The organism is Flavobacterium sp. (assembly GCF_027484205.1).
GTDB lineage: Bacteria > Bacteroidota > Bacteroidia > Flavobacteriales > Flavobacteriaceae > Flavobacterium.
This window is the reverse complement of record NZ_JAIXUB010000015.1, coordinates 146,563-173,231: the sequence shown is the minus strand read 5'-3', so window position 1 is coordinate 173,231 and position 26,669 is coordinate 146,563. Positions and strand designations below refer to the sequence as shown.

Genomic DNA, 26,669 nt, shown 5'->3' with positions numbered 1-26,669 from the left:
ATTCATAAAATCTATGTTTCTATGTGGTTAAAAAAAAGTCACACTCAAAGCTTAAAATAATTAAAATGAAAACAATCTTAGAACATTTATTCAAACATAAAACCCTAACGAAAGACGAAGCCAAACAAGTGCTTAACGACATCGCTTTAGGAAAATACAACCAAAGTCAGATTGCTTCTTTCCTGACCGTTTTTATCATGCGAAATATTACGCTAGACGAACTCTTAGGTTTTAGAGAAGCATTATTGAACTTGTGCCATAAAATCGATTTATCAGCATACAATCCAATGGATGTTTGCGGCACAGGCGGCGATGGAAAAAATACGTTTAACATTTCAACACTGACTTCTTTTGTAGTTGCTGGAGCAGGAATTCCAGTGGCGAAACATGGAAATTATGGCGTTTCATCTATTTCTGGTTCGTCCAATGTTTTGGAAACTTTAGAAGTAGTTTTTCAAACCGATGAAACTGTTTTGAAACAACAAATTGAAGAAACCAACATTTGTTTTTTACATGCTCCATTATTTCATCCTGCTATGAAAGCCGTTGGTCCAATTCGAAAAGAATTAGGTATTAAAACTTTCTTTAACATGCTCGGACCATTGGTAAATCCTGCGTTTCCAAAAGTACAAATGACTGGCGTTTTTAGTTTAGAATTGGCGCGAATGTATCAGTATTTGTTACAAGAAGAAAACAGTCAATACACCGTAATTTTCGGTTTGGATGGTTTTGACGAAGTAACGCTGACCGACAAAACCAAGTTGATTACCAACAACGGCGAACGTTTTATAGAAGCCAAAGATTTTGGTTTGAAAAACATAACTTTTTCCGAATTGTATGGCGACGAAACTTTGGAAGAAGCCGCAGCAATTTTTACCACAATTATTGACGGAAAAGGAACCGAATCGCAAAATAATGTTGTTTTAGTAAATGCTGCTTTGGCGATTCAAACCTATCATCCAAATCTGAATTTTGAAGAAGCATTTGATCAAGCTAAGGAATCACTTTTCGGATTGAAAGCTAAGAATTCGTTTAACCGATTAAAAGAAATTCAATGAATATTTTAGACACTATAAAAGCACAAAAATTACAAGAAGTAGCACATTTGAAAGCCCAATTTACTTATTCGTTTTTGGAAGAACAACCGTTGTTTAATTCGGCGACGCATTCTTTGAAAAAAGCCATTGAAAGTTCAGTTACTGGTGGAATTATTGCCGAATTCAAAAGAAAATCTCCGGCTAAAGGAAACATAAATCTAGATGCCAATGTGGTTGAAGTGACGCAAGGTTATGCAAATGCAACGGTTTCTGGATTATCTGTTTTGACAGATGTAGATTTTTTCGGTGCAAGAACTAACGACTTTGAATTGGCTCGAAAAAACAACACCATTCCGATGTTGCGAAAGGATTTTATGGTCGATGAATACCAAATCATTCAGTCAAAAGCGATGGGCGCGGACGTGATTTTGTTGATTGCTAAAATTTTGACCAAAAAACAAATGCAATCCTATACCAATTTAGCTCACGAATTAGGAATGGAAGTTTTTCTTGAAACTCAAAACGAAGCCGAGATTTTGGAAAACATGGATTTGAATTTTGATTTAATCGGAATCAACAATCGCAATCTAAATTCATTTGAAGTTTCGGTGGAGAACAGTATAAAATTGGCGCAATTATTACCGAAATCGAGTATTAAAATTGCCGAAAGCGGTATCGATTCTTTAGAAACAATTCAGATTTTACAATCCAATGGATTTCACGGATTTTTAATGGGAGAATATTTTATGAAAGAACAAAATCCAGCAGAAAAATGTAGAAATTTAATACAGCAATTGGTATGCAAATAAAAATCTGCGGAATGAAATTTCCAAAAAATATACTTGAAGTCGGTGCTTTGCAACCCGATTATATGGGATTTATTTTTTACCCAAAATCCAAGCGTTATGTTGGTGAAGATTTTTCTCCTAAATCATTAGAAAAATTACCTGAAAACATAAAAAAAGTTGCGGTTTTTGTAAATGAAGATGTTAATCGAATTATAACAATTCAAAAGCAATTTTCTTTTGATTTTGTGCAATTACACGGAAATGAATCAGTTGCTGAATGTGAAGTTTTAAAAGAAAATAATATCAATGTTATCAAAGTGTTTTCGGTAGACACTTATTTCAATTTTAATGAAGTTATGGCTTATGAAAAGGTTTGTGATTACTTTTTATTTGATACCAAAACTCCGAAATATGGTGGAAGCGGGCAAATATTTGATTGGGAAATATTAGAAAATTATACATTATCCAAACCATTTTTTTTAAGTGGTGGATTAAGTATCTATAACATCGGTAAGATTAAATTTAATAATTATCCGATGTTAGTAGGATTGGATTTCAATAGCAAATTAGAAGATTCAAATACTAAAAAAATTACGGAAGAAGTTAGTGAATTAATAGAAAAAATAAGAAGACGATGAAAACGACTTTACAACCTGATGAAAATGGATTTTATGGCGAATTTGGCGGTGCATTTGTACCCGAAATGTTGTATCCAAACGTATTGGAATTGCAACAAATTTACTTGCAAATTATAGCAACTGAAGACTTTCAGAAAGAGTTTAAATTGTTATTGAAAGATTATGTTGGACGACCAACACCATTGTATTTTTCAAAGAATTTATCGGAGCAATTTCAGGCGCAAATTTATCTGAAAAGAGAAGATTTGAATCACACTGGTGCACACAAAATCAACAATGCAATTGGTCAAGTTTTATTAGCAAAACGATTAAATAAAAAACGGATTATTGCCGAAACTGGCGCAGGTCAACATGGCGTTGCAACGGCTACAGCTTGTGCGTTGTTGGGATTGGATTGCACGATTTACATGGGCGAAATTGACATCGAACGTCAAAAACCAAATGTAGAACGTATGCGTCTTTTAGGTGCAAAAATTCAGCCTGCAACTAGCGGAAGTAAAACGTTAAAAGATGCTACAAATGAAGCCATTAGAGCTTGGATAAACGATCCAGTTGGAACACATTATATCATTGGTTCGGTCGTTGGTCCACATCCGTATCCCGATTTGGTAGCGCAATTTCAATCGGTTATCAGTGAAGAAATCAAAATCCAATTGAAAGAAAAAACAGGCGATGAAAATCCGGATTACGTGGTAGCTTGTCTTGGTGGCGGAAGCAATGCCATTGGTGCTTTTTATCATTTTATCGACAATGGGAAAACTAAATTAATTGCTATTGAAGCTGGCGGTTTAGGCGTTCATTCTGGGAAAACCGCAGCAACAATTGCTTTGGGTAAAAAAGGAATCATTCACGGAAGTAAAACCTACTTAATTCAAACCGATGACGGACAAATTGTAGAACCACATTCGATTTCAGCAGGATTGGATTATCCGGGAATTGGTCCGATTCACTCGTATTTGCATGATACTAAAAAGGCAGAAGTGGTTTCGATTACCGATAATGAGGCGATGCAAGCGGCTTACGATTTGTCTCGAAAAGAAGGAATCATTCCAGCTATTGAATCGGCACATGCATTGGCTTATTTACATAAAATGAAATTGAAAACTACCGATGTTGTGGTCGTGAATTTATCAGGAAGAGGCGACAAAGATTTGGCAACCTTACAAAATTACAGAACAGATGAAAAATAGAATCCAATTCTTATTTGAAACAAAAAAAGAAAACATTTTATCGTTGTATTTTACGGCAGGGTTTCCAAATTTGAACGATACGCTTACCATTTTAAAACATCTTCAAACAAGTGATGTAGACATGATAGAAATTGGATTTCCGTATTCTGATCCATTGGCAGATGGACCAATAATTCAAGAAAGTAGCAATCAAGCAATTGAAAACGGAATGACTTTAAATCTTCTATTCGAGCAATTGCAATCGCTTCGAAGCATCACTCAAAAACCAATTGTATTGATGGGTTATTTGAATGTGGTTTTGCAATTTGGTGAGGCAGCATTCATAGAAAAATGTACTGAAGTTGGTGTTGACGGAATCATAATTCCCGACATGCCTTTACATTATTATCTTTCGAATTTTAAAGATTTATGTGAACAACATCAAGTTTCAAATGTGTTATTGATTACGCCAGAAACTACAGAAGAACGCATAAAGCAATTGGATAGTTATTCGTCGGGATTTATTTATTTGGTTTCGTCAAATAGCATTACAGGAAGCACGAATGCAATTACTTTTCAGACTGATTATTACCAACGCATTCAGAATATGAAGTTACAAAACCCACATTTAATAGGTTTTGGTGTTCATGATAAAAAGACTTTTGGAACGGTTTGTGAATTTGGTTCTGGAGCAATTATTGGAAGTGCTTTTATCAAACATTTGAGTGAAAATGGAACAACTAAAGATTCTATTGAGGGATTTGTCAATGGAATAAAGATTTAATACTAGTTCTAGTTACTTTGTTAATCAGAAGTTAATGCGGATTTTTAAATAATCTTCTTTTCTATCTTTATCAAAACTTAAATAAAGATGAAGAAAATCTTTTTACAAATTGTCCTCTTTTCATTTTCAATTTCATATGCTCAAGAAGGTAAAAACAAAGAGCAGGAAAAAATTATTGAGGAGTTTTTAACCAATTGTGCTCAACGCTACAATTACAATACAAGAATGTCAGATTGGCAAAATTGTTTGGATAATGGATTAGCAAAAGATAGCACAATTGCTTATTTATGGCAACAAAAAGCAATGCCTTATTTTAAAGCAAGAAAATATGAAATTGGGATGCCTTTTCTAGACAAAGCGGTTTATTACAATGCTGAACGATGGCAACCTTATCGAGGTTTTATGAAATGCATTTTCTCTAAATCATACAAAGATGCCATTGAAGATTTAGAAGATTGCAAGAAAAAATTTGGAAATCAATATGTTATGGATCATACGTATGATTTTTATATTGCCCTTTCCTATTTACAATTAAATGAATTTGAAAAAGCAGAGAAAATTCTTCAAAATTATGTTGATGAAATTTATAAAAATCGCGATAAACTAGAACATCCAACAGCTTATTTCTATCTAGGAATTGCAAAATTTGAATTGAAAAAATTTGATGAAGCCATTGCTGTTTTTGACAAAGCCTTAAAAGTTTATCCTAATTTTTCTGATGTAAAATTCTATAAAGCAATCTGTTTGGTGAGAAAAGACAAAATAGAAGAAGCAAAAATACTATTAAAAGAGTCTGAAGAAGATTATAAAATTGGTTACAAGTTAAATGAAGATAATACCATTTATGAAACTTATCCTTATCAGAAAAAATGGGACAAACAATAACATCTATCAAACGATAACAAATGTTTATGATTTGATTGATTCTAAAAATTAGAATTCTATTTATCTTTGCAAAAGATTTTCAAAATCTAAAATTTTATATCTAATAGCTAAAAATTAAAGAATATGTATCCAGAAGAAATGGTAAAACCAATGCGAGCAGAACTTTCTGAGGCAGGTTTTCAAGATTTATACAGCGCAGAAGAAGTAAAAAATGCAATTAAAACAGAAGGAACGACGCTTGTAGTTGTAAATTCAGTTTGTGGTTGTGCTGCAAGAAATGCTCGTCCTGGAGCAAAAATGAGTTTGGACGGAGCAAAAAAACCAGATCATTTAGTAACGGTTTTCGCTGGTGTAGATAAAGAAGCAGTTGATGCTGCAAGAGAAGAGATGTTTCCATTTCCTCCATCATCACCAAGTATGGCTTTGTTTAAAAATGGTGAATTAGTTCACATGTTAGAACGCCATCACATTGAAGGTCGTCCTGCTGAAATGATTGCGGAAAACTTGAAAGACGCTTACGCTGAATTTTGCTAAAAAATAAAAATCCTTTCGTTGAGAGGATTTTTTTTTGTTTTGACGCAACCTTTTTAAGGTTTTACTATCTACAAATAAAATGTCTAAAATTGTTTAATCGAAATCTAAAAACCATTGAAACATCTATTTAAAACATTTGTACTTGTAGTTGCTTTTTTATCCTTTCAATGTTCTAGCTCTGATAATAATTCAAATGATGAAGTAATTACACAACCAATATTAGATGCAAAAAAAACTGAAATAATAAATTATATAAACAGTTTTGATTGCTCAGGAAGTTGTAACTATATTGCCTTTGGGAGCAAACCTTGTGGTGGACCAAAAGAATATTTACTTTTCTCAAGTTCAGTAAATCTAATACAATTACAGCAAATGGTTTCAGAATATAATGAATTGGATCATCAACACAACATACAAACGAATGCTATTTCAGATTGTACTGTTGTATCACCACCAAATTCAGTTGAATGTGTAAATGGTGATTGTTTGGTTATAAATTAAGAATTGCTATGGAGTTGAAACCCTTTCAATTAAAAAATTGTTAGGGTTTTTTTATGAAATTTGGTAGTTCAAAAATAACCTTTTGCTCTACAAATACGTTTAAGATTTCGTATTCTTCTTCTGAATAATTTTCTTTAAATTGATTATTTAAAATAGATTTTACAAACTCCTTAATTTTTAAATCAACAAAAGAAATATTCAATTCATTATCTCCAATTTTTATTTTCCAATTAGAATCATTATTTTCAATTTCGAGAATTGGATTCACAACTAAATAGGAAGAATCACTTGGATATGTTTTTTGCAATAGTGCATATAATCCACTTATTACTTTTTTAGTATTTATTGAGGTTAAACATACTTTATGAGCACAATTCATGATTACATCATAATTACATTTTAAAGTACAATTTCCTGGTTTTCCCCAAATAATTTCGTTTTGCTCAGAAAAACATCCCCATGAACCTGGACCTGTTGGACCATAAATTCCAACGGTTGGCGTATTAAAACTTCCAGCAACATGAGTTATTCCTGCATCATTCCCAATATGAAATAATGCTCCAGCCATGGCGTCACCAACATCGTGTAAATCGCCAGTAACTAATTCAATATGTGGATATTTTTTTGATAATAATTCTACAGGATTTGGATCTTCTTTTCCTAAAATAATTTTACAATTTAATGATGGAAATAATTCAAAAAGCTCTTCTATTAAATCGGCATAATTTTTTGTTGGCCAAATTTTCAATAGAAATCCTGCGCCAGGATGAATAGTATAAAATGGATTTTCAAAATTTGTATTTCTCTCAAAATAAGGAAATCCTTCGTTTTTATTTGAAATCTTATTATGAAATCTTGCAATCGCATCTATATAATGTTGAATAGAATGTTGCTTAACTTTCTTCCCAGTAATATAATTTATTTGTTTGAAAGTTCTATCAAAAACCGGGTAATTTCCTAGTTCAATTACCTTGTCAAATTTATCTTCGTGAAGTTTAATTTCTTTTTCATCAACCACATTTATTCCTTGTAAATGTTTGCTAAAAAACGAAACTAATCTTGAACTAACTGCAAAAGTTACATTATCCGAAACTGCTTTTAATTTATAAATTGATGGTAAAGTGAAAAAAATATCACCTAAACCACCATAGCTTTTATAGATTAAAACATTTCCTAAACTATTATCAGAAATAGGTTTTTCAGAAGAAAATACAGTAGAAACTTTATCCCAAAAAGCCATAGGAGTTTCCTTCATTTCCTTTCTTGCTTTTTCAATATCATTTGGATAAAAATCAAAAGACCAAGTTCCAACTTTATCATTTGTAATCAATTCGCAACCCGATAAAAATGCTTCTGCGGCTAATCTACCAGAAGGTTCTGGCCAAAATGGCTTGATGAAAAAAGTTTTAGTTTTTCCTAAAATTTTAATTACCTCATCATTAGGAATTGGTTCTTTAAAAATAACATTGTTTGGAATATCGCAATTAAGTTTGTTTTCACCATAAACTACAAACTCTTTTTTAGGATTTTCTTTTACAAAATCTATAAATTCATATCCTCCTTTTAATTTACTTAATTCACCAAAAAAAGGAATAGTTTCTTCTTTAACTTCTGAAATTGAAATTTTATCAACTTCAACTGTTGGTGGCATAATTAAATGATTTGTAACGGCTTCGCCAAAAAAATCGAAATGAGATTGGTAGTGATTTGGCGATTGAAAAACATTAAACTTGGAATTCAAGAATAAATTTCTAAACAAATGAAATTTATCTGTATGACAGCAATTCCTGATGTTCCAATCAACCGTACAAAGAATGTTTCTTCTCACACAAAAATTGTAATCATACTCAACCTTCACATAAGAAATAGTGTTATCAATTAAAAAATTTACTAATTCTAATTCATATTGACATCTTGATGTGCTATTCAGAATTACTAAATCTGCATTTAAAATTGCCGTTTTAGTATCATTAAAACTTTGTAATAAATCGACATTGACAACATAACCCAACTCACATCCTAATTGGACAAGTTGGGTTATAGTCAATTCTGCACCTCTTTTTAGATTAAGAGAAGTGTCGTGTAAAAATAAAATCTTTTTCAAATTTTATCCTCCATAATAGCCATCATCATAATAGCCGTCATCGTAGTAACCATCGTCATAATAGCCATCATCATAATATCCGTCATCATAGTAACCATCATCGTAGTAACCGTCGTCATAATAGCCATCATTATAACTATCATCAGAAGAACATGATGATACTAAATTTCCAGTTATTAAAATTGCAGATGTAGCTAAAATAACTTTACCTGAGCTTTTCAAAAAATTACGTCTATTCATAATTATCTGCTTTAAGTTTCCACAAATATATTTTAATTGAACAATCTACCTAAATTTTACCCTACTTTTTTTAAAAAAAATTTTACATTTGTTCCCGAATTCTTCCAATTAGAATTCAAAATATATTTCTCACTTAAAACGTTTATAGCATGCAACTGTACAACACCTTAAGCGCAGAAGAAAGAGCTCAATTAATTGATGAAGCCGGACAACAACGTCTTACATTATCTTTCTATGCGTATGCCAAAATTGAAGATCCCAAAAAATTTCGCGACGATTTATTTATCGAATGGAACAAACTCGACGCACTTGGTCGAACTTATGTAGCCAAAGAAGGAATTAATGCTCAAATGAGTGTTCCAGCCGAAAACTTCGAAGCTTTTAGAGAAACTTTAGAAGCTTATGATTTTATGCGAGGCATTCGTTTGAATGTAGCTGTAGAACACGACGATCATTCATTTTTAAAACTAACCGTAAAAGTCCGTGATAAAATTGTGGCTGATGGTTTAAACGACGAAACTTTTGATGTAACTAACATCGGTGTGCATTTAAAAGCAAAGGAATTCAATCAAATATTAGAAGACCCAAATACTATTGTAGTTGATTTTAGAAATCACTACGAAAGCGAAATCGGACATTTTAAAGGTGCCATTACTCCAGATGTAGAAACTTTTAGAGAAAGTTTACCTATTATCAATGAACAATTAAAAGACTTTAAAGAAGATAAAAACCTTGTGATGTATTGCACTGGAGGAATTCGTTGTGAAAAAGCATCAGCCTATTTTAAACACCAGGGTTTTAAAAATGTATTTCAGTTAGAAGGCGGAATTATCAATTATGCCAAACAAATCAAAGAAGAAAATATTGAAAGTAAATTCATTGGAAAGAACTTTGTTTTCGACCACAGATTAGGCGAAAGAATAACCGATGATATCGTTTCTCAATGCCATCAATGTGGAAAACCTTGCGATAATCACACTAATTGTTTAAATGATGGTTGCCACTTATTATTCATTCAGTGTGACGAATGTAAAGCCGCAATGGAAAATTGTTGTTCTACAGAATGTTTAGAAATTACACATTTACCATTAGCGGAACAAGTAAAACTTCGAAGAGGAATACAAGTGGGTAATAAAGTGTTTAGAAAAGGAAAATCGGAGAATTTGAAATTCAAACATTCTGGCGAACTTTCAGATAAACCTTTAGCTGTTGCAAATAAAACTAATGATATTCGTCAAAAGATAAAAGTAAAAAAAGTACTTCTTGGAAACGTTCAACATTATTATGTAAAAGCACAAGTTGCTCTTTTTACTATTGAAAATAACGAATTAAATGTTGGTGATAAAATTTTAATATCTGGACCAACAACAGGAAATCAAGAGTTAGTTTTAGAAAAAATGTTGGTAAACGGAAGCGAAAATTCCACAGCAAAAATTGACGATAAAGTTACTTTCGAAGTGCCTTTTAGAGTAAGATTATCAGATAAATTATTTAAAATTATTTCGTAAATAGTTTACATTCAAATTTATAAATTCCAAATTTCAGCTACTAATTTTGTTGAGATTTGGAATTTGTTTTTTGAAATTTATTTATTGGAATTTATTTTATAAAAATACTATCTTTACCAATTAATCGTTTTAAGAATTTAAGTTGCATAAGCAACAATCTAAATATATTATGGCTTGTACAAACTGTTCAACCGGAACCAAAGATGGAACACCGCGTGGATGTAAAAATAATGGGACTTGCGGCACCGATAGCTGCAATAAACTAACCGTTTTTGATTGGTTAGGAAATATGACTTTACCAAGTGGTGAAGCACCTTTTGATTGTGTTGAAGTTCGTTTTAAAAATGGTAGAAAAGAATTTTATAGAAACACCGAAAAACTAACTTTAAGCATAGGCGACATAGTTGCTACTGAAGCTTCTCCTGGTCACGATATTGGGATTGTTACTCTTACAGGTGAACTAGTTAAAGTTCAAATGAAGAAAAAAGGAGTAAACCATACAAGTACTGAAATTGCAAAAGTATATAGAAAAGCATCTCAAAGAGATATTGACATTTGGAGTGAAGCTCGTGATAAAGAAGAACCTATGAAGGTTAAAGCTCGTGAAATTGCAATTTTTCTTAAACTTCAGATGAAAATTTCTGATATTGAATTTCAAGGAGATGGTTCAAAAGCTATTTTTTATTACACCGCAGAAGACAGAGTTGATTTTCGTCAATTAATAAAAGAGTTTGCCCAAACTTTCAAAACTAGAATAGAAATGAAACAAGTAGGTTTTCGTCAAGAAGCATCTCGTCTTGGTGGAATTGGTTCTTGTGGAAGAGAGTTGTGTTGCTCTACATGGTTAACAGATTTTAGAAGTGTAAATACTTCTGCTGCACGTTACCAACAATTATCTTTAAATCCTCAAAAATTAGCAGGACAATGCGGAAAATTAAAATGTTGTTTAAACTATGAATTAGACACTTATCTTGATGCTTTAAAAGATTTTCCAGATTTTGACACCAAGTTACACACTGAAAAAGGTGATGCTATTTGTCAAAAACAAGATATTTTTAAAGGATTAATGTGGTTTGCATATACTGATAATTTTTCTAATTGGCATGTTTTAAAAATTGAACAAGTAAAAGAAATTATTGTCCAAAACAAGCAAAAAATAAGAGTTTCATCTCTTGAAGATTTTGCTATTGAAGTTATTGTTGAACAAGAAGCAAACTTTAATAATGCCATGGGACAAGAAAGTTTAACTCGTTTTGATCAACCTAAAAAGAGTAAGAATAAAAACAAGAACAGAAACAAAAATAAAGTTCAAGGACAAAACCCAAACCAAAATCCAAACCAAAAACAAAATCCACAAGGACAAAAGCGAACTGAGGAAGGAAATCAAAATCAAGGACAAAATCAAAAACCTCAAAATAAAAGACCAATAATTATCAAAAAAAATGAAGATAAAAAGTAGTATCCTTTTTTTATTAGTCATCATTTTATTCATTTCTTGCGATGAAAAACGTGTTTTTGACGAATATAAATCTGTTGGAAATGCTTGGCATAAAGATAGTATTGTTGCTTTCAAATTACCACAATTAGATAAAGCAAAAAAATACAATTTGTATGTTAATATTAGAGATAATAATGATTACCCATTTAATAATTTATTTCTAATTGTTTCTATGGAACAACCTAATAAAAAGATTCTAGTAGATACATTAGAATATCAAATGGCTAATCCAGATGGAACACTTATGGGCGATGGCTTTTCAGATGTAAAAGAAAGTAAATTATTTTATTCTCAAAAACAGTTCAATCTTAAAGGCGATTATAAAGTTAAAATTCAACATGCAGTAAGACAATCTGGAAAGATTGCTGGTGTTGAAACTTTAAACGGAATTACGGAAGTTGGTTTTAGAGTTGAATCTTTAGATTAAAAGTTATGACACAAACTAAAAAAAATACAACAGTTAAAGATATAAAATACTATTCAAGAAAATTTTGGAGATTATTTTTTTATACCATTGGTGGAATTTTTCTCTTCTTTCTTTTTGCTTCATGGGGTTTGTTTGGAGCAATGCCTTCTTTTGAAGATTTAGAAAATCCAGAATCTAATTTAGCAACAGAAGTCATTTCATCAGATGGAGTTACTTTAGGGAAATTCTATAATGAAAACAGAACTGCAATCAAATATCAAGATTTACCAAAATCACTAGTTGATGCCTTAGTTTCAACAGAAGACGAACGCTTTTATCAACACTCTGGAATTGATGCTCGAAGAACTTTTGGTGCTGCTATTAAACTTGGAAAAGATGGAGGTGCAAGTACCATTACACAACAATTAGCAAAAAATTTGTTTCATGGTGAAGGTTCTAAATTTTTGCTTTTTAGAATGATTCAAAAGGCCAAAGAATGGATAATCGCTGTTCGATTAGAAAGACAATATACTAAAAGTGAAATCATTGCGCTTTATTTTAATCAAATTGATTTTGTTAATGGAGCTGTTGGAATTCGTTCAGCTTCAAAAGTATATTTCAATAAAGAACCAAGAGACTTGACTATTGAACAAAGCGCTACATTAGTTGGAATGCTTACAAATCCTTCTCGTTTCAATCCAAAAAGATTCCCAGAAAGAGCTATTGAAAGACGAAATATCGTTCTTAAACAAATGGTTCGAAATAATAAATTAGAAGAATCTGCTAAAGTTCTTTTACAAAAAAAACCACTTGTTTTAGATTTTCATCCAGAAAGTCATCAAGAAGGAACAGCTACTTATTTTAGAGAATACCTTCGTGATTATATGAAAAACTGGGTAAAAGAAAATAAAAAACCTGATGGCGAAGAGTATGATGTTTACAGCGATGGTTTAAAAATTTACACCACAATCGATTCTAAAATTCAGGAATATGCAGAAGAAGCTGTGAAGGCTCACATGGAAAATCTTCAAAAAGAATTTTGGGCACAACAAAAAAATAATAAAAATGCTCCTTTTGTAAATATCACAAAAGCTGAAACCGATAAAATCATCAATCAAGCAATGAAAAACTCTGAACGTTGGAGAGTTTTAAAAGCCGATGATAAATCTGATGAAGAAATTATTGCGTCCTTCAGCAAAAAAACAAAAATGACAGTTTTCACTTGGAAAGGCGAAAAAGATACTGTCATGACACCTTTAGATTCTATTAGATATTACAAACATTTCCTTCAATCAGGATTAATGTCAATGGAACCACAAACGGGACATGTTAAAGCATGGGTTGGAGGAATCAACTATAAATATTTTCAATACGATCACGTTGGTCAAGGCGCGCGTCAAGTAGGTTCAACTTTCAAACCTTTTGTTTATGCTACTGCTATCGAACAACTTGGAATGTCGCCTTGCGATACTATTATTGATGGACCATTCATGATTAGAAAAGGACGTCATCACGTAACCGAAAATTGGGAACCACGAAATTCTGATCATAAGTATAGAGGAATGGTTCGTTTAAATCAAGCATTAGCGCTTTCTATAAATACTGTTTCGGCAAAACTTATTGACAAAACAGGTCCAGAAGCAGTAGTAGAATTAACTCATAAACTTGGTGTAAAAACAGAAATTCCTGTACAACCAGCCATTGCTCTTGGCGCAGTAGACATAACCGTTCACGATATGGTTGCCGCTTACAGTACATTTGCAAATCAAGGAGTTTATGTAAAACCTCAATTCATTTCTAGAATAGAAGACAAAAACGGAAACATCATTTATGAACCAGTTCCAGAGAATCACGATGTTTTAAACAAAGATATTGCTTTTGCTGTTGTAAAACTTCTTGAAGGAGTTACAGAACATGGTTCTGGACAACGCCTTCGAACAGACGGTGGAGGTTCTGGAGATAATCGCTGGACAGGTTATCCTTATCAATTCAAAAATCCAATCGCAGGAAAAACTGGTACAACTCAAAATCAATCTGATGGTTGGTTTATAGGAATGGTTCCAAATCTTGTAACTGGAGTTTGGGTTGGTTGTGAAGATCGTTCTGCCCGATTCAATAGCATTACATACGGTCAAGGTGCAACTGCTGCACTACCAGTTTGGGGTTATTTCATGAAAAAATGTTATGCCGATAAATCTCTCCAAATTTCAACGTCCGAATTTGAAGGTCCAGAAAACATGACCATAAATGTTGATTGTATAGGTAAATCAAGATATTCTAATGGTGGAAGTAGTGGAAAAAGTAACGATTCAACGGCAGTCGATCAGCCAGAAGAAGAACAAAATACCGAAGAGTTCGAGTTATAGAAGCCATTTCCCGTTCAAAACTATAACTTTTTTGGTCTTCGATTGAGTACATTTCGATAAGCTCAACCTAAAGCAACAGAAAAGTTTAGAAACAATATATAAGTTATTGAAAAATATAAAAATCATTGATTCGATATGATTAATAAAAAAGTAAACTCAGTTCAAGAAGCACTTCAAGGTATTGAAGATAACATGACTATAATGTTAGGCGGTTTTGGGCTATGTGGAATTCCAGAAAACTCTATTGCAGAATTAGTTAAAAAAGGAACAAAAAATCTGACTTGTATTTCAAATAATGCAGGAGTTGATGATTTCGGATTAGGATTGTTATTACAACAAAAGCAAATCAAAAAAATGATTTCTTCCTATGTTGGTGAAAATGCCGAGTTTGAACGTCAAATGCTCTCCGGAGAATTAGAAGTCGAATTAATTCCGCAAGGAACACTTGCCGAACGTTGTCGTGCAGCACAAGCAGGAATTCCTGCTTTTTTCACACCTGCAGGTTATGGAACTGAAGTTGCTATTGGAAAAGAAATTCGTGAATTTAACGGAAAAATGCACGTAATGGAACACGCTTTCAAGGCCGATTTTTCTATTGTAAAAGCATGGAAAGGCGACGAAGCAGGTAACTTAATATTCAAAGGAACAGCCAGAAATTTCAATCCATCAATGTGTGGAGCAGGAAAAATAACTATTGCCGAAGTAGAAGAATTACTTCCAGCAGGAAGCTTAAATCCTAATGAAATTCACATTCCAGGAATATTAATTCAAAGAATCTTCCAAGGCGAAAAATTTGAAAAAAGAATTGAGCAACGTACCACTCGTAAAAGAGCATAATCATGGCATTAGATAAAAACGATATAGCAAAAAGAATAGCTAAAGAAGTAAAAGATGGCTATTATGTAAACTTAGGAATTGGTATTCCAACATTGGTTGCTAATTATGTTCGCACTGATATTTCTGTTGAATTTCAGAGTGAAAACGGCGTTCTAGGAATGGGACCATTTCCATTTGAAGGCGAAGAAGATGCCGATTTAATCAACGCGGGGAAACAAACTATCACCACTTTACCAGGAGCGAGTTTTTTCGATTCGGCTTTTAGCTTCGGAATGATCCGTGGTCAACACGTAGATTTAACAATTCTTGGTGCGATGGAAGTTTCAGAAAATGGTGACATCGCCAACTGGAAAATCCCAGGAAAAATGGTAAAAGGAATGGGTGGTGCCATGGATTTAGTTGCTTCTGCAGATAATATTATCGTTGCCATGATGCACGTCAATAAAGCAGGCGAAAGTAAAATTCTTAAAAAATGTACGCTTCCTTTAACTGGTGTTGGTTGCGTTAAAAAAGTAGTAACCGAATTAGCCGTTTTAGAAATCACTCCAAAAGGTTTCAAATTATTAGAACGTGCTCCAGGAGTTTCTGTAGAACATATCATTGCATCAACCGAAGCAGAATTAATCATTGATGGTGAAATTCCTGAGATGATGATTGATTAGTTTTAATTTCAAGGCTACTTAATAGATGAATAATGAATTTTCAGCGAGTACTACTAATAGCTATCTTAATTATTTTTATAATAGCTTTTCCTTTCTTTTCAATTCCATATTTTGAAACAGACTTAATTACAAGATTTTATTTTAAATATGTTTTAATTCCATTTACTTTATTCGTACTCTACTTTATTTCGATAAAAAGAAAATCTTTTTTTGTAAATATTACAAATTATCTAAAAAAGATATTACTAATAATTACTTCCCTAACTATTGTAAATATATTTTTTTTATTATTATTTATTTCTTTGACAACCATAATAAATTGTTACATAGGTAAATCTACGAACATTGAAATTAAATCTAAAGTTTTAGATACCAAATACTCAATTGGAAAAACTGGTCGAAAACGATACTATATTACCTTTGAAGATGAAAAATTAGGATATATCAAAGATTTTGAAGTTTATAAAAAATATAAAAAAAATGAGTTGTTTGTAAAAAAAATGAAATCGGGAAGTTTAGGATTATTGTACTCTAAAAATTAAGGACTCTTCTTAATTTCCAAATATTCAATAATCACAGGTGAAGCATGAGTGAAACTTGGAAATTGCTCTACAATACTCACAGCTCGTTTTTTATTCAATTTATAAGTCAAATCAAATTCCGTTGTAAATAAAATTGCAGATAAAAACGGATTATTTATAAATTCCAACAACCTATCAAAAGCTTTATCAATGAAATGAATTTCAATAATTTCCTTCTTTTGAAATTTGAATTTTAACTCTAATTTCAAAACATTTTCATCAACTATCGGACGAACATAAATATTCATCAATTCCGTATTTCCGATGGTTTTTGCTAAGGTTAATTTAGCAAAAGTTCCATCATCTAAACTGGTTTTGACTTTGGTGTAAAATTCTGAAAATGTTTCTTTAAAAGGCATTTAATTGATTTTGAAAGCCACTGATTCACTGATTAATTGTAGTAATCTGTGAATCTGTTGCTAGTTGTTTTTATAAGTTAGCAAAGAAATCATTTCCTTTATCATCAGTAATAATAAAAGCTGGAAAATCTTTAACTGTAATTTTTCTCACGGCTTCCATTCCGAGTTCCTCGAAATCTACAACCTCAACTTTCAAAATATTATCTTGGGCTAAAATCGCAGCTGGTCCACCAATGGAACCTAAATAGAAACCACCATACGTTTTACAAGCTTCCATAACTTCTTTGGTTCTATTTCCTTTAGCAAGCATAATCATACTTCCGCCAGCTTTCTGGAACTCTTCTACATAAACATCCATTCTTCCTGCTGTTGTTGGTCCAAAACTTCCTGAAGGCATTCCGTCTGGAGTTTTTGCTGGTCCAGCATAATATACTGGATGATTTTTAAAATAATCTGGCATTGGTTTACCTGAATCTAAAAGTTCTTTAATTTTTGCATGAGCAATATCTCTAGCAACGATTAAAGTTCCGTTTAATTTCAAACGTGTTTTAATTGGATATTTAGATAATTCAGCTAAAATTTCTACCATCGGACGATTCAAATCTACCTCAACTGCAGCTTCCAAATGTGGCGGAACTGCTGGTAAAAATTGTTGCGGATTTACCTCTAATTGCTCTAAGAAAACTCCATCTTTAGTAATCTTTCCTTTAATATTTCTGTCGGCAGAACACGAAACTCCTAATCCAACTGGACAAGAAGCAGCATGACGTGGCAAACGAATTACACGAACATCATGCGCAAAATATTTACCTCCAAATTGTGCTCCAATAGCACTTTCTTGGCAATATTGCAATACTTTTTGTTCCCATTCTAAATCACGAAAAGCTTGACCTGACATATTCCCTGTTGTTGGAAGATTATCAAAATATCCTGCAGACGCTTTTTTCACAGCTGCTAAATTTGCTTCAGCAGAAGTTCCACCAATCACCAAAGCTAAATGGTATGGCGGACAAGCAGAAGTTCCTAAATCTTTAATTTTTTCGCGAACAAACTCTTCCATTGATTTTTCATTCAACAACGATTTTGTCTTTTGATATAAAAATGTTTTGTTTGCAGAACCACCACCTTTTGTTAAAAATAAAAACTCGTATGAAGCACCTTTTTTGGCATAAATATCAATTTGAGCAGGCAAATTTGAACCTGAATTTTTTTCTTCAAACATCGAAATCGGAACAATTTGCGAGTAACGAAGATTCTTGTTTTGAAACGTGTTGAAAATACCTTTTGACAACCATTCGGCATCATCAACTCCTGTAAAAACACTTTCGCCTTTTTTTGCCATTACAATTGCTGTTCCAGTATCTTGACAAGATGGCAACTGACCTTCAACAGCCACTGATGCATTTTGTAACAAATTATAAGCTACAAATCGATCGTTATCGGTAGCTTCTGGATCGTTTAAAATATTGTTTAACTTTTGCAAATGCGCTGTTCGCAACATAAATGAAACATCGTTCATGGCTTCTTGCGCCATCAATTCTAACGCTTTTGGATCGACGGTTAGAATTTCTCTATCGCCAAATTGCTCTACTTTTACGTAGTCTGAAGTAAGTTTTTTGTATTGTGTATCGTCTTTTAAAATCGGATACGGATCTTGATATATAAAGTCCATTGTGAAATATTTTTGAAGTGTAAAGTTAAGGATAACCTGCAAGGTTTCCAAAACCTTGTAGGTTTGTTTATTGAAGTTTTAACATTATGCCTTCAAATCCAATAAGATCTTTTAATATTTCTTATTAGAAAGTAAATTTTTAATAATTAAGAATAAAGCGAATATTAATAATATAAATCCTGATGCAAATTCAAAACTGTTAAATTCTCCTGGAAAAATTAAATCCGAATAATTCTTGTTTGTCAACATTTTTTCCTTTACTTTTTCCCGAAACTAAATGACAAAATTTATTTCCTGCTCTTTCAACATAAATTTTTCCGTTATATTCTAATTTACAAAATCCTCTTCGTGATGATATATTATTACAATTTTTTGGAGCTTCAATAACATTTAAAGTAATTTCAAATCCGTTTTTATGTATGTCATAGTCAACTAAGTTTCCCCAAATAGTCATACTGGAAATGAATAGTATTAAAAAGCCACCTAATAAAAGTAAATTATTATTAATGAAATTCTTCAATGCTACAAAAATTAAAAATGTTATTAATAAAATTATATTTTAGAATAAAGCACTAAAGAAACAATTGCTATAAATACTAAACCTATCAAAGAATTATCTTTTTGAATAACTTCATCAAATGATTTTGTTCCTAAATTAATTATCCAAATTAAAACATTACCCACAAAATGACAAATTATATGGAAGAAATCATACATGATGATGCTATTTTAAAAAAACCAACTAGCCACAAAAATTGCAGTAATCACACAAATTACATCTACTAAAAGCATTGTTCCTAAAGCATATCGGGTGTTTTTTATATTAACAGATCCAAAATAAACTGCAATAACATAGAACGTACTTTCGGCACTACATTGAAAAATAGAACTCAATCTTGCTGTCATTGAATCGGCACCAAATGTGTTCATCGAATCAATTAGAAATCCGCGTGAACCAGCAGAACTAAATGGACGAAGCAATGCAACAGGTAAAGCGTCAGTAATTTCTTTCGCCACACCCAAATTTGAAAAAACAAAAGCAATCCAGTTGCTAATAATTTCAAATAAACCACTATTTCTAAACAACGAAATAGCAACTAACATTCCTAAAACATAAGGAAAAATAGTGACTCCAGTTTTAACGCCATTATTTGCTCCAACCACAAATGCTTCGTAAACAGTGGTATTTGCTTCGGTAAATTTCTTTTCTTTTACAAATGATAATATTAATGTGAAAACAATAATTACAACCAAAATCAAAGCGGAAAGATTTGAAGTAAAATAATTTTTACCTATTAAATCCAAATGATTTACATACATCAATAAACCAATAATTGCACCTATCAATCCCATTAATCCTGCAACCAAAGACGCACTTTTGAAGTTGATTTTTTGTTTAATTCCTACAATTAAAAACGCAGCAATGGTTCCTATAAATGAGGTAATGATACATGGCAACATGACATCTGCAGGATTTGCAGCACCAGCAGCAGCACGATATCCAATAATTGAAGTTGCAATTAACGTAAGTCCAGAAGCGTGTAAACACATGAACATGATTTGTGCATCACTTGCTTTGTCTTTTTCTGGATTTATTTCTTGTAAACTCTCCATGGCTTTTAATCCAAATGGTGTTGCAGCAGAATCTAATCCTAGAAAATTGGCTGCAAAATTTAAAGTCATATAAGAAATTGAAGGATGATTTTTTGGAATACTCGGAAAAACTTTTACAAAAACTGGGCTTAATATCTTTGCCAATTTTTGTGATGCGCCAGATATAATTAAAAGTTCCATCAAACCACAGAAGAAAGCCAAATAAGCCATAAGTGGTAAAATCAAATCGAGCAAAGTGCTTTTACAAGTTGGCAATAATCCATCTGATTTTTGAACTCCACTGTAAACTTTAACCGTTTGATTGTTGTAAACATAAGTACTATCAGCATTTAAAGTATCTCTATTTACAACATACGTTTTGTCATCAGATTTTTGAATACTGTCTTTAATAAAAACTGGAATGTCTTTTAAATATTTCTCGGAAATTAATATTTTGTCATCTTTCTTGCCGTTCAAAACATAATCAATAGTATAGCTATTTCCTGAAAACAAACTGAAAACAACAAAAATAATTGACGAAATAAAGATTACTAACCAAAATCTACTTAATACCATAATTTGTTTTTTTGTAAATATACTTATTCAATTGCAATGTCGAAAATCAATTGCAATATCAATATTAAACGTGGATTATTTCATCATCAATTAGTAAATCTTCTTTTCTGAAGCGAAGGAAAACTTGCGCAACAGCAATAACATCTTTTTCGCAATAGGTTACAATTCTATCAATATCTTTTTCTACATAAAAAACATGACCTACTTGACTTCCGTCGATGTCGCCTTTTGGAGAAGGTATTCCGAGAATTTTGGTCAGTAATTTTAAGGAAGTAAAATGTTTGTAATCACCAAATTTCCATAATTCTAAAGTATCTAAATGTTGAATTTCCCATGGCTTTTTTCCGAACAAATTGAGCTTATTCGGAATGGTAACTTGGTTGATAATCATGCGTCGAGCTATAAATGGAAAATCGAATTCTTTAGCATTATGTCCGCAAAGAATGTTTTGTGAACCATCAAAATGATTATTTAGCAAATTATTGAAATCTAATAAAATTTTCTTTTCTTCTCCAAAAAGGGAAGTTACTCTAAAGTTTCGAATGTCTCCCTTTGTTACAAAATAACCCACAGAAATACAGATTATTTTACCAAACTCTGCCCAAATTCCTGCTCTGTCATAAAACTCTTCGGCTGAGAATTCTTCTTTGCGTTGGTATTGTGTTTTTTGTTCCCAAAGTTGTTTCATTTCGTCATCAAGTGAATTGAAATTTTCTTCTAATGGAACAGTTTCTATATCAAGAAATAGGATGTTGTCTAGTTTTATTTTTTCTATCATTTTTTTTAATCTCTGTTTGAACTAAAATATATAGTTGTATTGTATGCTTCTCTTCTCAGAACAAGTTCACTTTCAGTAATTTTTAAAATATCCCAAGTGATTTTCAAATCATTTTGAATGGTAATAATTGATTTATTTTCATTTGAGAACTTCCATGTACCATATTCTTCTTCAATAGCTGTACCATCACTAAATAAACCATTTTTACTAAAAAGATACCTTGACTTTAAAATCCTTTTTATTTTTTTCTTTAATTCAGGTGTTTGTTCGGCAGTAGTTTTATAGTCAATTACAAACCATTTTTTTGCAATTTGCTCTAAAGTAGCATAGACAGGTTCGGTTTGAGTTGAATTAATTTCTTGACATTGAGAATACCCAAATGATAAAAAGAAAACTATGTGAAGCCATATTTTATTCATAAAATAAATTTTAATTAAACGAATATAATATAAACTTATAATTATTTTTAAAAAATAACTAAAAACTAAAACAAACTTTGTTGATTGCTGGGTGTTTCGTGTTCAATAAGCCATTTTTTTCGCCATAAACCACCAGCGTAACCTGTAAGTGAACCATCTGTTCCAATAACTCTATGGCATGGAACCACAATCCAAAGTGGATTTTTACCGTTAGCTGATGCTACAGCTCGAATGGCTTTTACATCACCAAGTTTTTTTGATAAATCGAGATAAGATATGGTTTTTCCAAAAGGAATATTGAGTAATTCCTGCCATACTTTTTGTTGAAAATCGGTACCTTTTGGATTTAACTTAAACGTGAAATCGGTTCGTTTTCCTTCAAAATATTCTTGAAGTTGCGATACTGCTTCTTTAAGTTCGTTTGGAATTGTTTCAGAAATTTGACCTTCTGATAAAACTGACCCGAGAGCAATGCTCGAACTGGCGCAGCTAATTATAGAAATTCCGTTTTCATCGCCAACAATTTTGGTGATTCCGAGTGGTGAATTTATGAAGGCAGTTTGCATTTGATAAAAATACAACTTTTACTTAATTGTGTATTATTTTGAATGACTTAATAAATACAATTCTAGCGATTGTAATTCTTCATCGGTCATCATTTTAGTTACTTGAAGGTTAATTTTCATGGATTCATACATAGCTGGATCCACAATAGGTTCAGCTTCTTGTTTTAGAAATGCCACTATATCTCCTTTTTCTTTTTTATAAATTGTTGCAATTTCTTGCAAACTTGGTCCGATAACTTTTTGATCGGTTTGATGACAAGCGGCACAGTTATTTTCTTGAAATAAAACGAGTCCATTTTCTATTGTTGGAACTTGTGCAACTTGGTTTTCTTCTTGTGGTTTATTTGGTTCGTTTTTACAAGATACGAACACAAAAATTAGAAGAAGTAGTATCTTATTTTTCATTTTTACTAATTACATTTATTCAATTAATTTACTTTTTAGCCCTGATCTCGTCATTGTTGAAGCTCTTGTCTTTTTGTCAAAAAAGGCAAAGCGACTGACGAGAGCAGGAATTACAATTACTGATAAATCCCAAGCCATTCGCTCCTTCCTTCAACAGCGCCCATGACATTATCTATTTAAAATAATTGCTGCTTCTTTAGCAAAATAAGTCGAAATTAAACTTGCACCTGCTCTTTTGATACACATTAATTGTTCCATCATAATCTTGTCGTGATCGAGCCAACCTCTTTCAGAAGCTGCTTTTATCATGGCATATTCTCCTGAAACATGAAAAACGGTAACTGGAACATTCACCGCATTTTTGACTTCGCGAACAATATCTAGATAAGCAATTCCTGGTTTTACCATGACCATATCTGCGCCTTCTTCTACGTCCATTAATGCTTCTTTTATGGCTTCGATTCGGTTAGCGTAATCCATTTGGTAGGTTTTTTTGTCTTTTGGTACTTCGACAGGCTCAGCATCGACATCTGCTTCCTTTGGAGCACTATCTAAAGCATCGCGAAATGGTCCGTAAAATGCCGATGCATATTTTGCAGAATAACTCATAATTCCAACATTATGAAAACCTGCAGCATCTAACCCTTGGCGTAAACGCAAAACGCGTCCGTCCATCATGTCGCTTGGTGCAACAAAATCGGCTCCAGCTTGAGCATGAGAAACTGCCATTTTTACCAAAGCATCGTTAGTTGCATCGTTAGCAATATCACCATTTTCGATGATTCCGTCGTGTCCGTAGATTGAATATGGATCTAAGGCTACATCTGGCATAACAATCATTTCTGGACAAGTCGATTTGATTGCTTTGATGGCTCTTTGCATTAATCCGTCAGGATTCCAAGCTTCTTTTCCGGTGTTGTCTTTTAGACTTTCGTCAACTTTTACGTAGATGTTTACGGCACGAATTCCTAAAGCGAAAAGTTCTTTTACTTCTTCAACCGTTAAATCAATCGAACGACGAAAAATTCCCGGCATTGAAGGAATTTCAACTTTATAATTTTCGCCTTCTGCGATGAACATTGGGAACATGAAATCACTAGGAGAAAGTGTGGTTTCTCTGACTAAACTTCGGATGGATTCGTTAACGCGTAATCTTCTGGCTCTTTGTAATGGGAACATAATATGTTGTTTAAATTGTTTAAAAGTTTAAGGTTTAAAGTTGTTTTACTTTGCGCTTAAACCCAATCAATAGGATTTTCTAGTACTTTAATTAATTTTTCTTCTTCACTTCCAACTTCGGGATGATGATCGTAAACCCATTGTACATGTGGTGGTAATGACATTAAAATGGATTCAATTCTTCCGTTAGTTTTTAGTCCGAAAAGTGTGCCTTTATCGTGTACCAAATTGAATTCTACGTAACGACCACGACGGATTTCTTGCCAAGTTCTTTGTTCTGGTGTATAAGCTAAATTTTTTCTTTTTTCTAAAATTGGAACATAAGCTTCTAAAAAACTGTTGCCGACTTCAGTTACAAAATTATACCAATCTTCCATTTTCATGTGCTTCGCCTGTTCGCTATCGCTCGAGTCATCGGTTGCTTTGCAATAATCGAAAAATAATCCGCCAAGTCCGCGAGCTTCATTTCTGTGAGCGTTCCAAAAATAGTTGTCACATTGTTTTTTGAACTTTGGATAAAATTCCAAATTATGCTTATCACAAGCTGTTTTACAGGTTTGATGAAAGTGAATGGCATCTTCTTCAAATAAATAATACGGTGTTAAATCCTGTCCGCCACCAAACCACGAATTTATTACTTTCCGTGAACCTGTGCTGGGCTCTGTCGAAGTATCATACATTTCAAAATAACGCCAATTTGCATGAACGGTTGGAGCCATTGGATTTTTGGGATGAATGACCAAACTCAATCCGCAAGCAAAGAAATCGGCTTCACCAACGTTGAACAATTTCTGCATGGAATCTGGTAATTTACCGTGCACAGCCGAAATGTTTACACCACCTTTTTCGATTACGTTTCCGTTTTCTATAACTCGTGTTCTTCCACCGCCACCTTCTGGTCGTTCCCAAATGTCTTCACGGAATTTGGCAACACCATCAACTTCTTCTAGTTTAGAAGTGATTTGGTTTTGGAGTTGAATTATGTATTGGTAGAATTTGTCTTTCATAATCTGATTTCAATAATCCGTAATAATTAATGTCTTCTAAAATTCCTTCAAAGTTTTTAAATTCTTGTCGCAAAGTTCCTTCGTGAACAAATCCGTTTTTTAAAGCAATTTGCTGACTTCCAAAATTAATTTTCGAGGTACAAATAAAGATCTTGTTCATATTTAATTCTTGGAAACAAAAATCAATTACTTCTGAAACTGCTTTTGAAATAATTCCTTTGCCTTCAAAATCTTTATCAATAAAATAGAATAATTCGCATTTTGAAATGTGATAATCTATTTTTTTAATACCAATATATCCTATTAATTTATTGGTTATTATATCTCTAACATAAAAATAGAAACCTGTTTTTTCATTTTCTACTTGAAGGTTTTTTGTAATAAATTCTTCTGTTGTTTTTAAATCTACACAATTAGAAACGGTTACAGGAAATGTTTTTATAATATGATTTCTGTTGTTTTCAATTAAATTGAAAAATTCTTCAAAGTGAATGTTTTCAATTTTATCGAGTTTCCAATTGTTGAATTCCATAAATTTATGAATTATATTCTTTCACAGCTTCCACAAAAGCCTTCGCGTGATCTACTGGAATGTTTGGTAAAATTCCATGACCTAAATTTACTATATAATTATCTTTTCCGAATTCGTCAATCATTTCATGAACCATTTTTTTGATGGTTGGAATTGGAGACAATAATCGTGATGGATCAAAATTTCCTTGTAATGTGATTTTTCCGCCTGTTAAATAACGAGCGTTTCTTGCAGAACACGTCCAATCTACACCAAGTGCCGATGCTTTACTTTTAGCCATTTCATTTAATGCAAACCAACAACCTTTTCCGAAAACAATAACTTTCGTGTCCTCTGCTAAAGCTTCTACGATTTGGTTGATGTATTTCCAAGAGAATTCTTCATAATCAACTGGCGATAACATTCCGCCCCAAGAATCGAAAATTTGAACTGCGTTTACTCCTGATTTTACTTTTTCTTTTAGATATAGAATCGTTGTATCGGTGATTTTTTGTAATAATGTATGTGCAGCAACTGGATTTGAAAAGCAAAAACCTTTCGCTGTATCAAAACTTTTTGAGCCTTTTCCTTCTACGCAATAGCAAAAAATCGTCCAAGGCGAACCTGCAAAACCAATAAGCGGAACCTCATCGTTCAACATTTCTTTGGTTAATTTGATGGCATCAAAAACATAGCCTAAAGTTTCATTTACATCTGGAACAATTACTTGATTTACTTGTTCCATGGTGCGAATTGGATTTGGGATAATTGGTCCCAAATTGTCTTTCAATTCTACATGAATTCCCATAGCTCTTGGAACTACCAAAATATCTGAAAATAAAATAGCCGCATCTGGTTTTACAATTCGTATTGGTTGCACAGTGATTTCTGCTGCTAATTCTGGAGTTTCGCAACGTGTGAAAAAATCGTATTTGTCGCGTAAAGCTCTGAATTCTGGTAAATATCTTCCGGCTTGACGCATCATCCAAACTGGAGGACGTTCTACGGTTTCATTGTTTAATGCTCTTAAAAATAGGTCGTTTTTAATCATTTTTATTATGATGTT

The 26,669-nt window shown here is 32.4% G+C and carries 30 protein-coding genes; 15 read left to right on the top strand and 15 right to left on the bottom strand.

What is annotated here, in order from left to right; translation table 11 throughout:
- Positions 1 to 65: 65 nt before the first annotated feature.
- The 8 genes from trpD to Q0049_RS06775 all read left to right on the top strand — a co-directional run bounded on the left by trpD (position 66) and on the right by Q0049_RS06775 (position 6,336).
- Positions 66 to 1,058 (top strand): anthranilate phosphoribosyltransferase, encoded by a 993-nt coding sequence (gene trpD, locus Q0049_RS06810; RefSeq protein WP_298117932.1) that lies wholly within the window; start codon positions 66 to 68, stop codon positions 1,056 to 1,058.
- Positions 1,055 to 1,846 (top strand): indole-3-glycerol-phosphate synthase, encoded by a 792-nt coding sequence (locus tag Q0049_RS06805; RefSeq protein ID WP_298117930.1) that lies wholly within the window; start codon positions 1,055 to 1,057, stop codon positions 1,844 to 1,846. Before trpD ends, Q0049_RS06805 begins: the two co-directional genes overlap by 4 nt.
- 11 nt (positions 1,847 to 1,857) lie before the next feature.
- Positions 1,858 to 2,463, top strand: coding sequence for a phosphoribosylanthranilate isomerase (locus Q0049_RS06800; RefSeq protein WP_298117928.1), 606 nt, complete (start codon positions 1,858 to 1,860; stop codon positions 2,461 to 2,463).
- A complete protein-coding gene (trpB, locus tag Q0049_RS06795; protein WP_298117926.1) occupies positions 2,460 to 3,653 on the top strand; it encodes a tryptophan synthase subunit beta in 1,194 nt (397 codons plus the stop codon). Before Q0049_RS06800 ends, trpB begins: the two co-directional genes overlap by 4 nt.
- Positions 3,643 to 4,416, top strand: coding sequence for a tryptophan synthase subunit alpha (gene trpA, locus Q0049_RS06790; protein ID WP_298117924.1), 774 nt, complete (start codon positions 3,643 to 3,645; stop codon positions 4,414 to 4,416). The genes trpB and trpA overlap by 11 nt, the downstream gene beginning before the upstream one ends.
- An 87-nt stretch (positions 4,417 to 4,503) precedes the next feature.
- Positions 4,504 to 5,301, top strand: a complete 798-nt coding sequence (locus tag Q0049_RS06785; RefSeq protein ID WP_298117922.1) for a tetratricopeptide repeat protein — start codon at positions 4,504 to 4,506, stop codon at positions 5,299 to 5,301.
- Between the two features lie 123 nt (positions 5,302 to 5,424).
- Positions 5,425 to 5,835 (top strand): BrxA/BrxB family bacilliredoxin, encoded by a 411-nt coding sequence (locus Q0049_RS06780; protein WP_298117920.1) that lies wholly within the window; start codon positions 5,425 to 5,427, stop codon positions 5,833 to 5,835.
- A 114-nt stretch (positions 5,836 to 5,949) separates the two neighbouring features.
- Complete coding sequence (locus Q0049_RS06775) at positions 5,950 to 6,336, top strand: hypothetical protein (RefSeq protein ID WP_298117918.1); 387 nt, start codon at positions 5,950 to 5,952, stop codon at positions 6,334 to 6,336.
- A gap of 40 nt (positions 6,337 to 6,376) precedes the next feature.
- Here Q0049_RS06775 and Q0049_RS06770 read toward each other — a convergent pair whose 3' ends face one another.
- Complete coding sequence (locus Q0049_RS06770; protein WP_298117916.1) at positions 6,377 to 8,440, bottom strand: glycosyltransferase family 9 protein; 2,064 nt, start codon at positions 8,438 to 8,440, stop codon at positions 6,377 to 6,379.
- A gap of 3 nt (positions 8,441 to 8,443) precedes the next feature.
- Positions 8,444 to 8,680 carry a hypothetical protein gene (locus Q0049_RS06765; protein WP_298117914.1) on the bottom strand — a complete coding sequence of 79 codons (237 nt, stop codon included), beginning with the start codon at positions 8,678 to 8,680 and terminating at the stop codon, positions 8,444 to 8,446.
- Positions 8,681 to 8,829: 149 nt separating this feature from the next.
- Between Q0049_RS06765 and Q0049_RS06760 the strand changes: the two genes are divergently transcribed.
- From Q0049_RS06760 to Q0049_RS06730, 7 genes are all read left to right on the top strand, one after another.
- Positions 8,830 to 10,188 carry a rhodanese-related sulfurtransferase gene (locus Q0049_RS06760; protein ID WP_298117912.1) on the top strand — a complete coding sequence of 453 codons (1,359 nt, stop codon included), beginning with the start codon at positions 8,830 to 8,832 and terminating at the stop codon, positions 10,186 to 10,188.
- Positions 10,189 to 10,357: 169 nt separating this feature from the next.
- Positions 10,358 to 11,647, top strand: a complete 1,290-nt coding sequence (locus tag Q0049_RS06755) for a regulatory iron-sulfur-containing complex subunit RicT (protein ID WP_298117910.1) — start codon at positions 10,358 to 10,360, stop codon at positions 11,645 to 11,647.
- A complete protein-coding gene (locus Q0049_RS06750) occupies positions 11,631 to 12,113 on the top strand; it encodes a gliding motility lipoprotein GldH (protein ID WP_298117908.1) in 483 nt (160 codons plus the stop codon). Before Q0049_RS06755 ends, Q0049_RS06750 begins: the two co-directional genes overlap by 17 nt.
- Positions 12,114 to 12,118: 5 nt before the next feature.
- Positions 12,119 to 14,458 (top strand): transglycosylase domain-containing protein, encoded by a 2,340-nt coding sequence (locus Q0049_RS06745; protein WP_298117906.1) that lies wholly within the window; start codon positions 12,119 to 12,121, stop codon positions 14,456 to 14,458.
- A 135-nt stretch (positions 14,459 to 14,593) separates the two neighbouring features.
- Positions 14,594 to 15,295, top strand: a complete 702-nt coding sequence (locus Q0049_RS06740; protein ID WP_298117904.1) for a CoA transferase subunit A — start codon at positions 14,594 to 14,596, stop codon at positions 15,293 to 15,295.
- 2 nt (positions 15,296 to 15,297) lie between these two features.
- Positions 15,298 to 15,957 (top strand): CoA transferase subunit B, encoded by a 660-nt coding sequence (locus Q0049_RS06735; protein WP_298117902.1) that lies wholly within the window; start codon positions 15,298 to 15,300, stop codon positions 15,955 to 15,957.
- Positions 15,958 to 16,259: 302 nt separating this feature from the next.
- Positions 16,260 to 16,499 carry a hypothetical protein gene (locus tag Q0049_RS06730; RefSeq protein WP_298117900.1) on the top strand — a complete coding sequence of 80 codons (240 nt, stop codon included), beginning with the start codon at positions 16,260 to 16,262 and terminating at the stop codon, positions 16,497 to 16,499.
- On the opposite strand, the gene Q0049_RS06725 is transcribed toward Q0049_RS06730, so the two are convergent.
- The 13 genes from Q0049_RS06725 to hemE form a co-directional block, all read right to left on the bottom strand.
- Complete coding sequence (locus tag Q0049_RS06725) at positions 16,496 to 16,897, bottom strand: hypothetical protein (protein WP_298117899.1); 402 nt, start codon at positions 16,895 to 16,897, stop codon at positions 16,496 to 16,498. The two genes, Q0049_RS06730 and Q0049_RS06725, sit on opposite strands and share 4 nt — an antisense overlap.
- 70 nt (positions 16,898 to 16,967) lie before the next feature.
- Positions 16,968 to 18,569 carry a fumarate hydratase gene (locus Q0049_RS06720; protein WP_298117897.1) on the bottom strand — a complete coding sequence of 534 codons (1,602 nt, stop codon included), beginning with the start codon at positions 18,567 to 18,569 and terminating at the stop codon, positions 16,968 to 16,970.
- 199 nt (positions 18,570 to 18,768) lie between these two features.
- On the bottom strand, positions 18,769 to 19,089 hold the full coding sequence (locus Q0049_RS06715) for a hypothetical protein (RefSeq protein ID WP_298117895.1): 321 nt from the start codon (positions 19,087 to 19,089) through the stop codon (positions 18,769 to 18,771).
- A gap of 32 nt (positions 19,090 to 19,121) precedes the next feature.
- Complete coding sequence (locus Q0049_RS06710) at positions 19,122 to 19,286, bottom strand: hypothetical protein (RefSeq protein ID WP_298117893.1); 165 nt, start codon at positions 19,284 to 19,286, stop codon at positions 19,122 to 19,124.
- A gap of 12 nt (positions 19,287 to 19,298) precedes the next feature.
- Positions 19,299 to 20,738, bottom strand: a complete 1,440-nt coding sequence (locus Q0049_RS06705) for a nucleoside recognition domain-containing protein (protein WP_298117891.1) — start codon at positions 20,736 to 20,738, stop codon at positions 19,299 to 19,301.
- A gap of 64 nt (positions 20,739 to 20,802) precedes the next feature.
- Positions 20,803 to 21,516 carry a 3'-5' exonuclease gene (locus Q0049_RS06700; protein ID WP_298117889.1) on the bottom strand — a complete coding sequence of 238 codons (714 nt, stop codon included), beginning with the start codon at positions 21,514 to 21,516 and terminating at the stop codon, positions 20,803 to 20,805.
- 5 nt (positions 21,517 to 21,521) lie between these two features.
- A complete protein-coding gene (locus tag Q0049_RS06695; RefSeq protein WP_298117887.1) occupies positions 21,522 to 21,935 on the bottom strand; it encodes a hypothetical protein in 414 nt (137 codons plus the stop codon).
- A gap of 65 nt (positions 21,936 to 22,000) precedes the next feature.
- On the bottom strand, positions 22,001 to 22,501 hold the full coding sequence (locus Q0049_RS06690) for a methylated-DNA--[protein]-cysteine S-methyltransferase (protein ID WP_298117885.1): 501 nt from the start codon (positions 22,499 to 22,501) through the stop codon (positions 22,001 to 22,003).
- Between the two features lie 33 nt (positions 22,502 to 22,534).
- The gene (locus Q0049_RS06685) at positions 22,535 to 22,906 is read right to left on the bottom strand and encodes a c-type cytochrome (RefSeq protein ID WP_298117883.1); all 372 of its coding nucleotides are present in this window, start codon (positions 22,904 to 22,906) and stop codon (positions 22,535 to 22,537) included.
- Between the two features lie 168 nt (positions 22,907 to 23,074).
- Positions 23,075 to 24,085, bottom strand: coding sequence for a porphobilinogen synthase (gene hemB, locus Q0049_RS06680; RefSeq protein ID WP_298117880.1), 1,011 nt, complete (start codon positions 24,083 to 24,085; stop codon positions 23,075 to 23,077).
- 56 nt (positions 24,086 to 24,141) lie between these two features.
- Positions 24,142 to 25,092: an oxygen-dependent coproporphyrinogen oxidase gene (hemF, locus tag Q0049_RS06675; protein ID WP_298117878.1), complete on the bottom strand. Its 951-nt coding sequence runs from the start codon at positions 25,090 to 25,092 to the stop codon at positions 24,142 to 24,144.
- The gene (locus Q0049_RS06670) at positions 25,037 to 25,624 is read right to left on the bottom strand and encodes a GNAT family protein (protein ID WP_298117876.1); all 588 of its coding nucleotides are present in this window, start codon (positions 25,622 to 25,624) and stop codon (positions 25,037 to 25,039) included. The genes hemF and Q0049_RS06670 overlap by 56 nt, the downstream gene beginning before the upstream one ends.
- Positions 25,625 to 25,628: 4 nt before the next feature.
- Entirely contained in the window at positions 25,629 to 26,654 is a 1,026-nt protein-coding gene (gene hemE, locus Q0049_RS06665; protein WP_298117874.1) for a uroporphyrinogen decarboxylase, read from the bottom strand.
- Positions 26,655 to 26,669 lie beyond the last annotated feature (15 nt).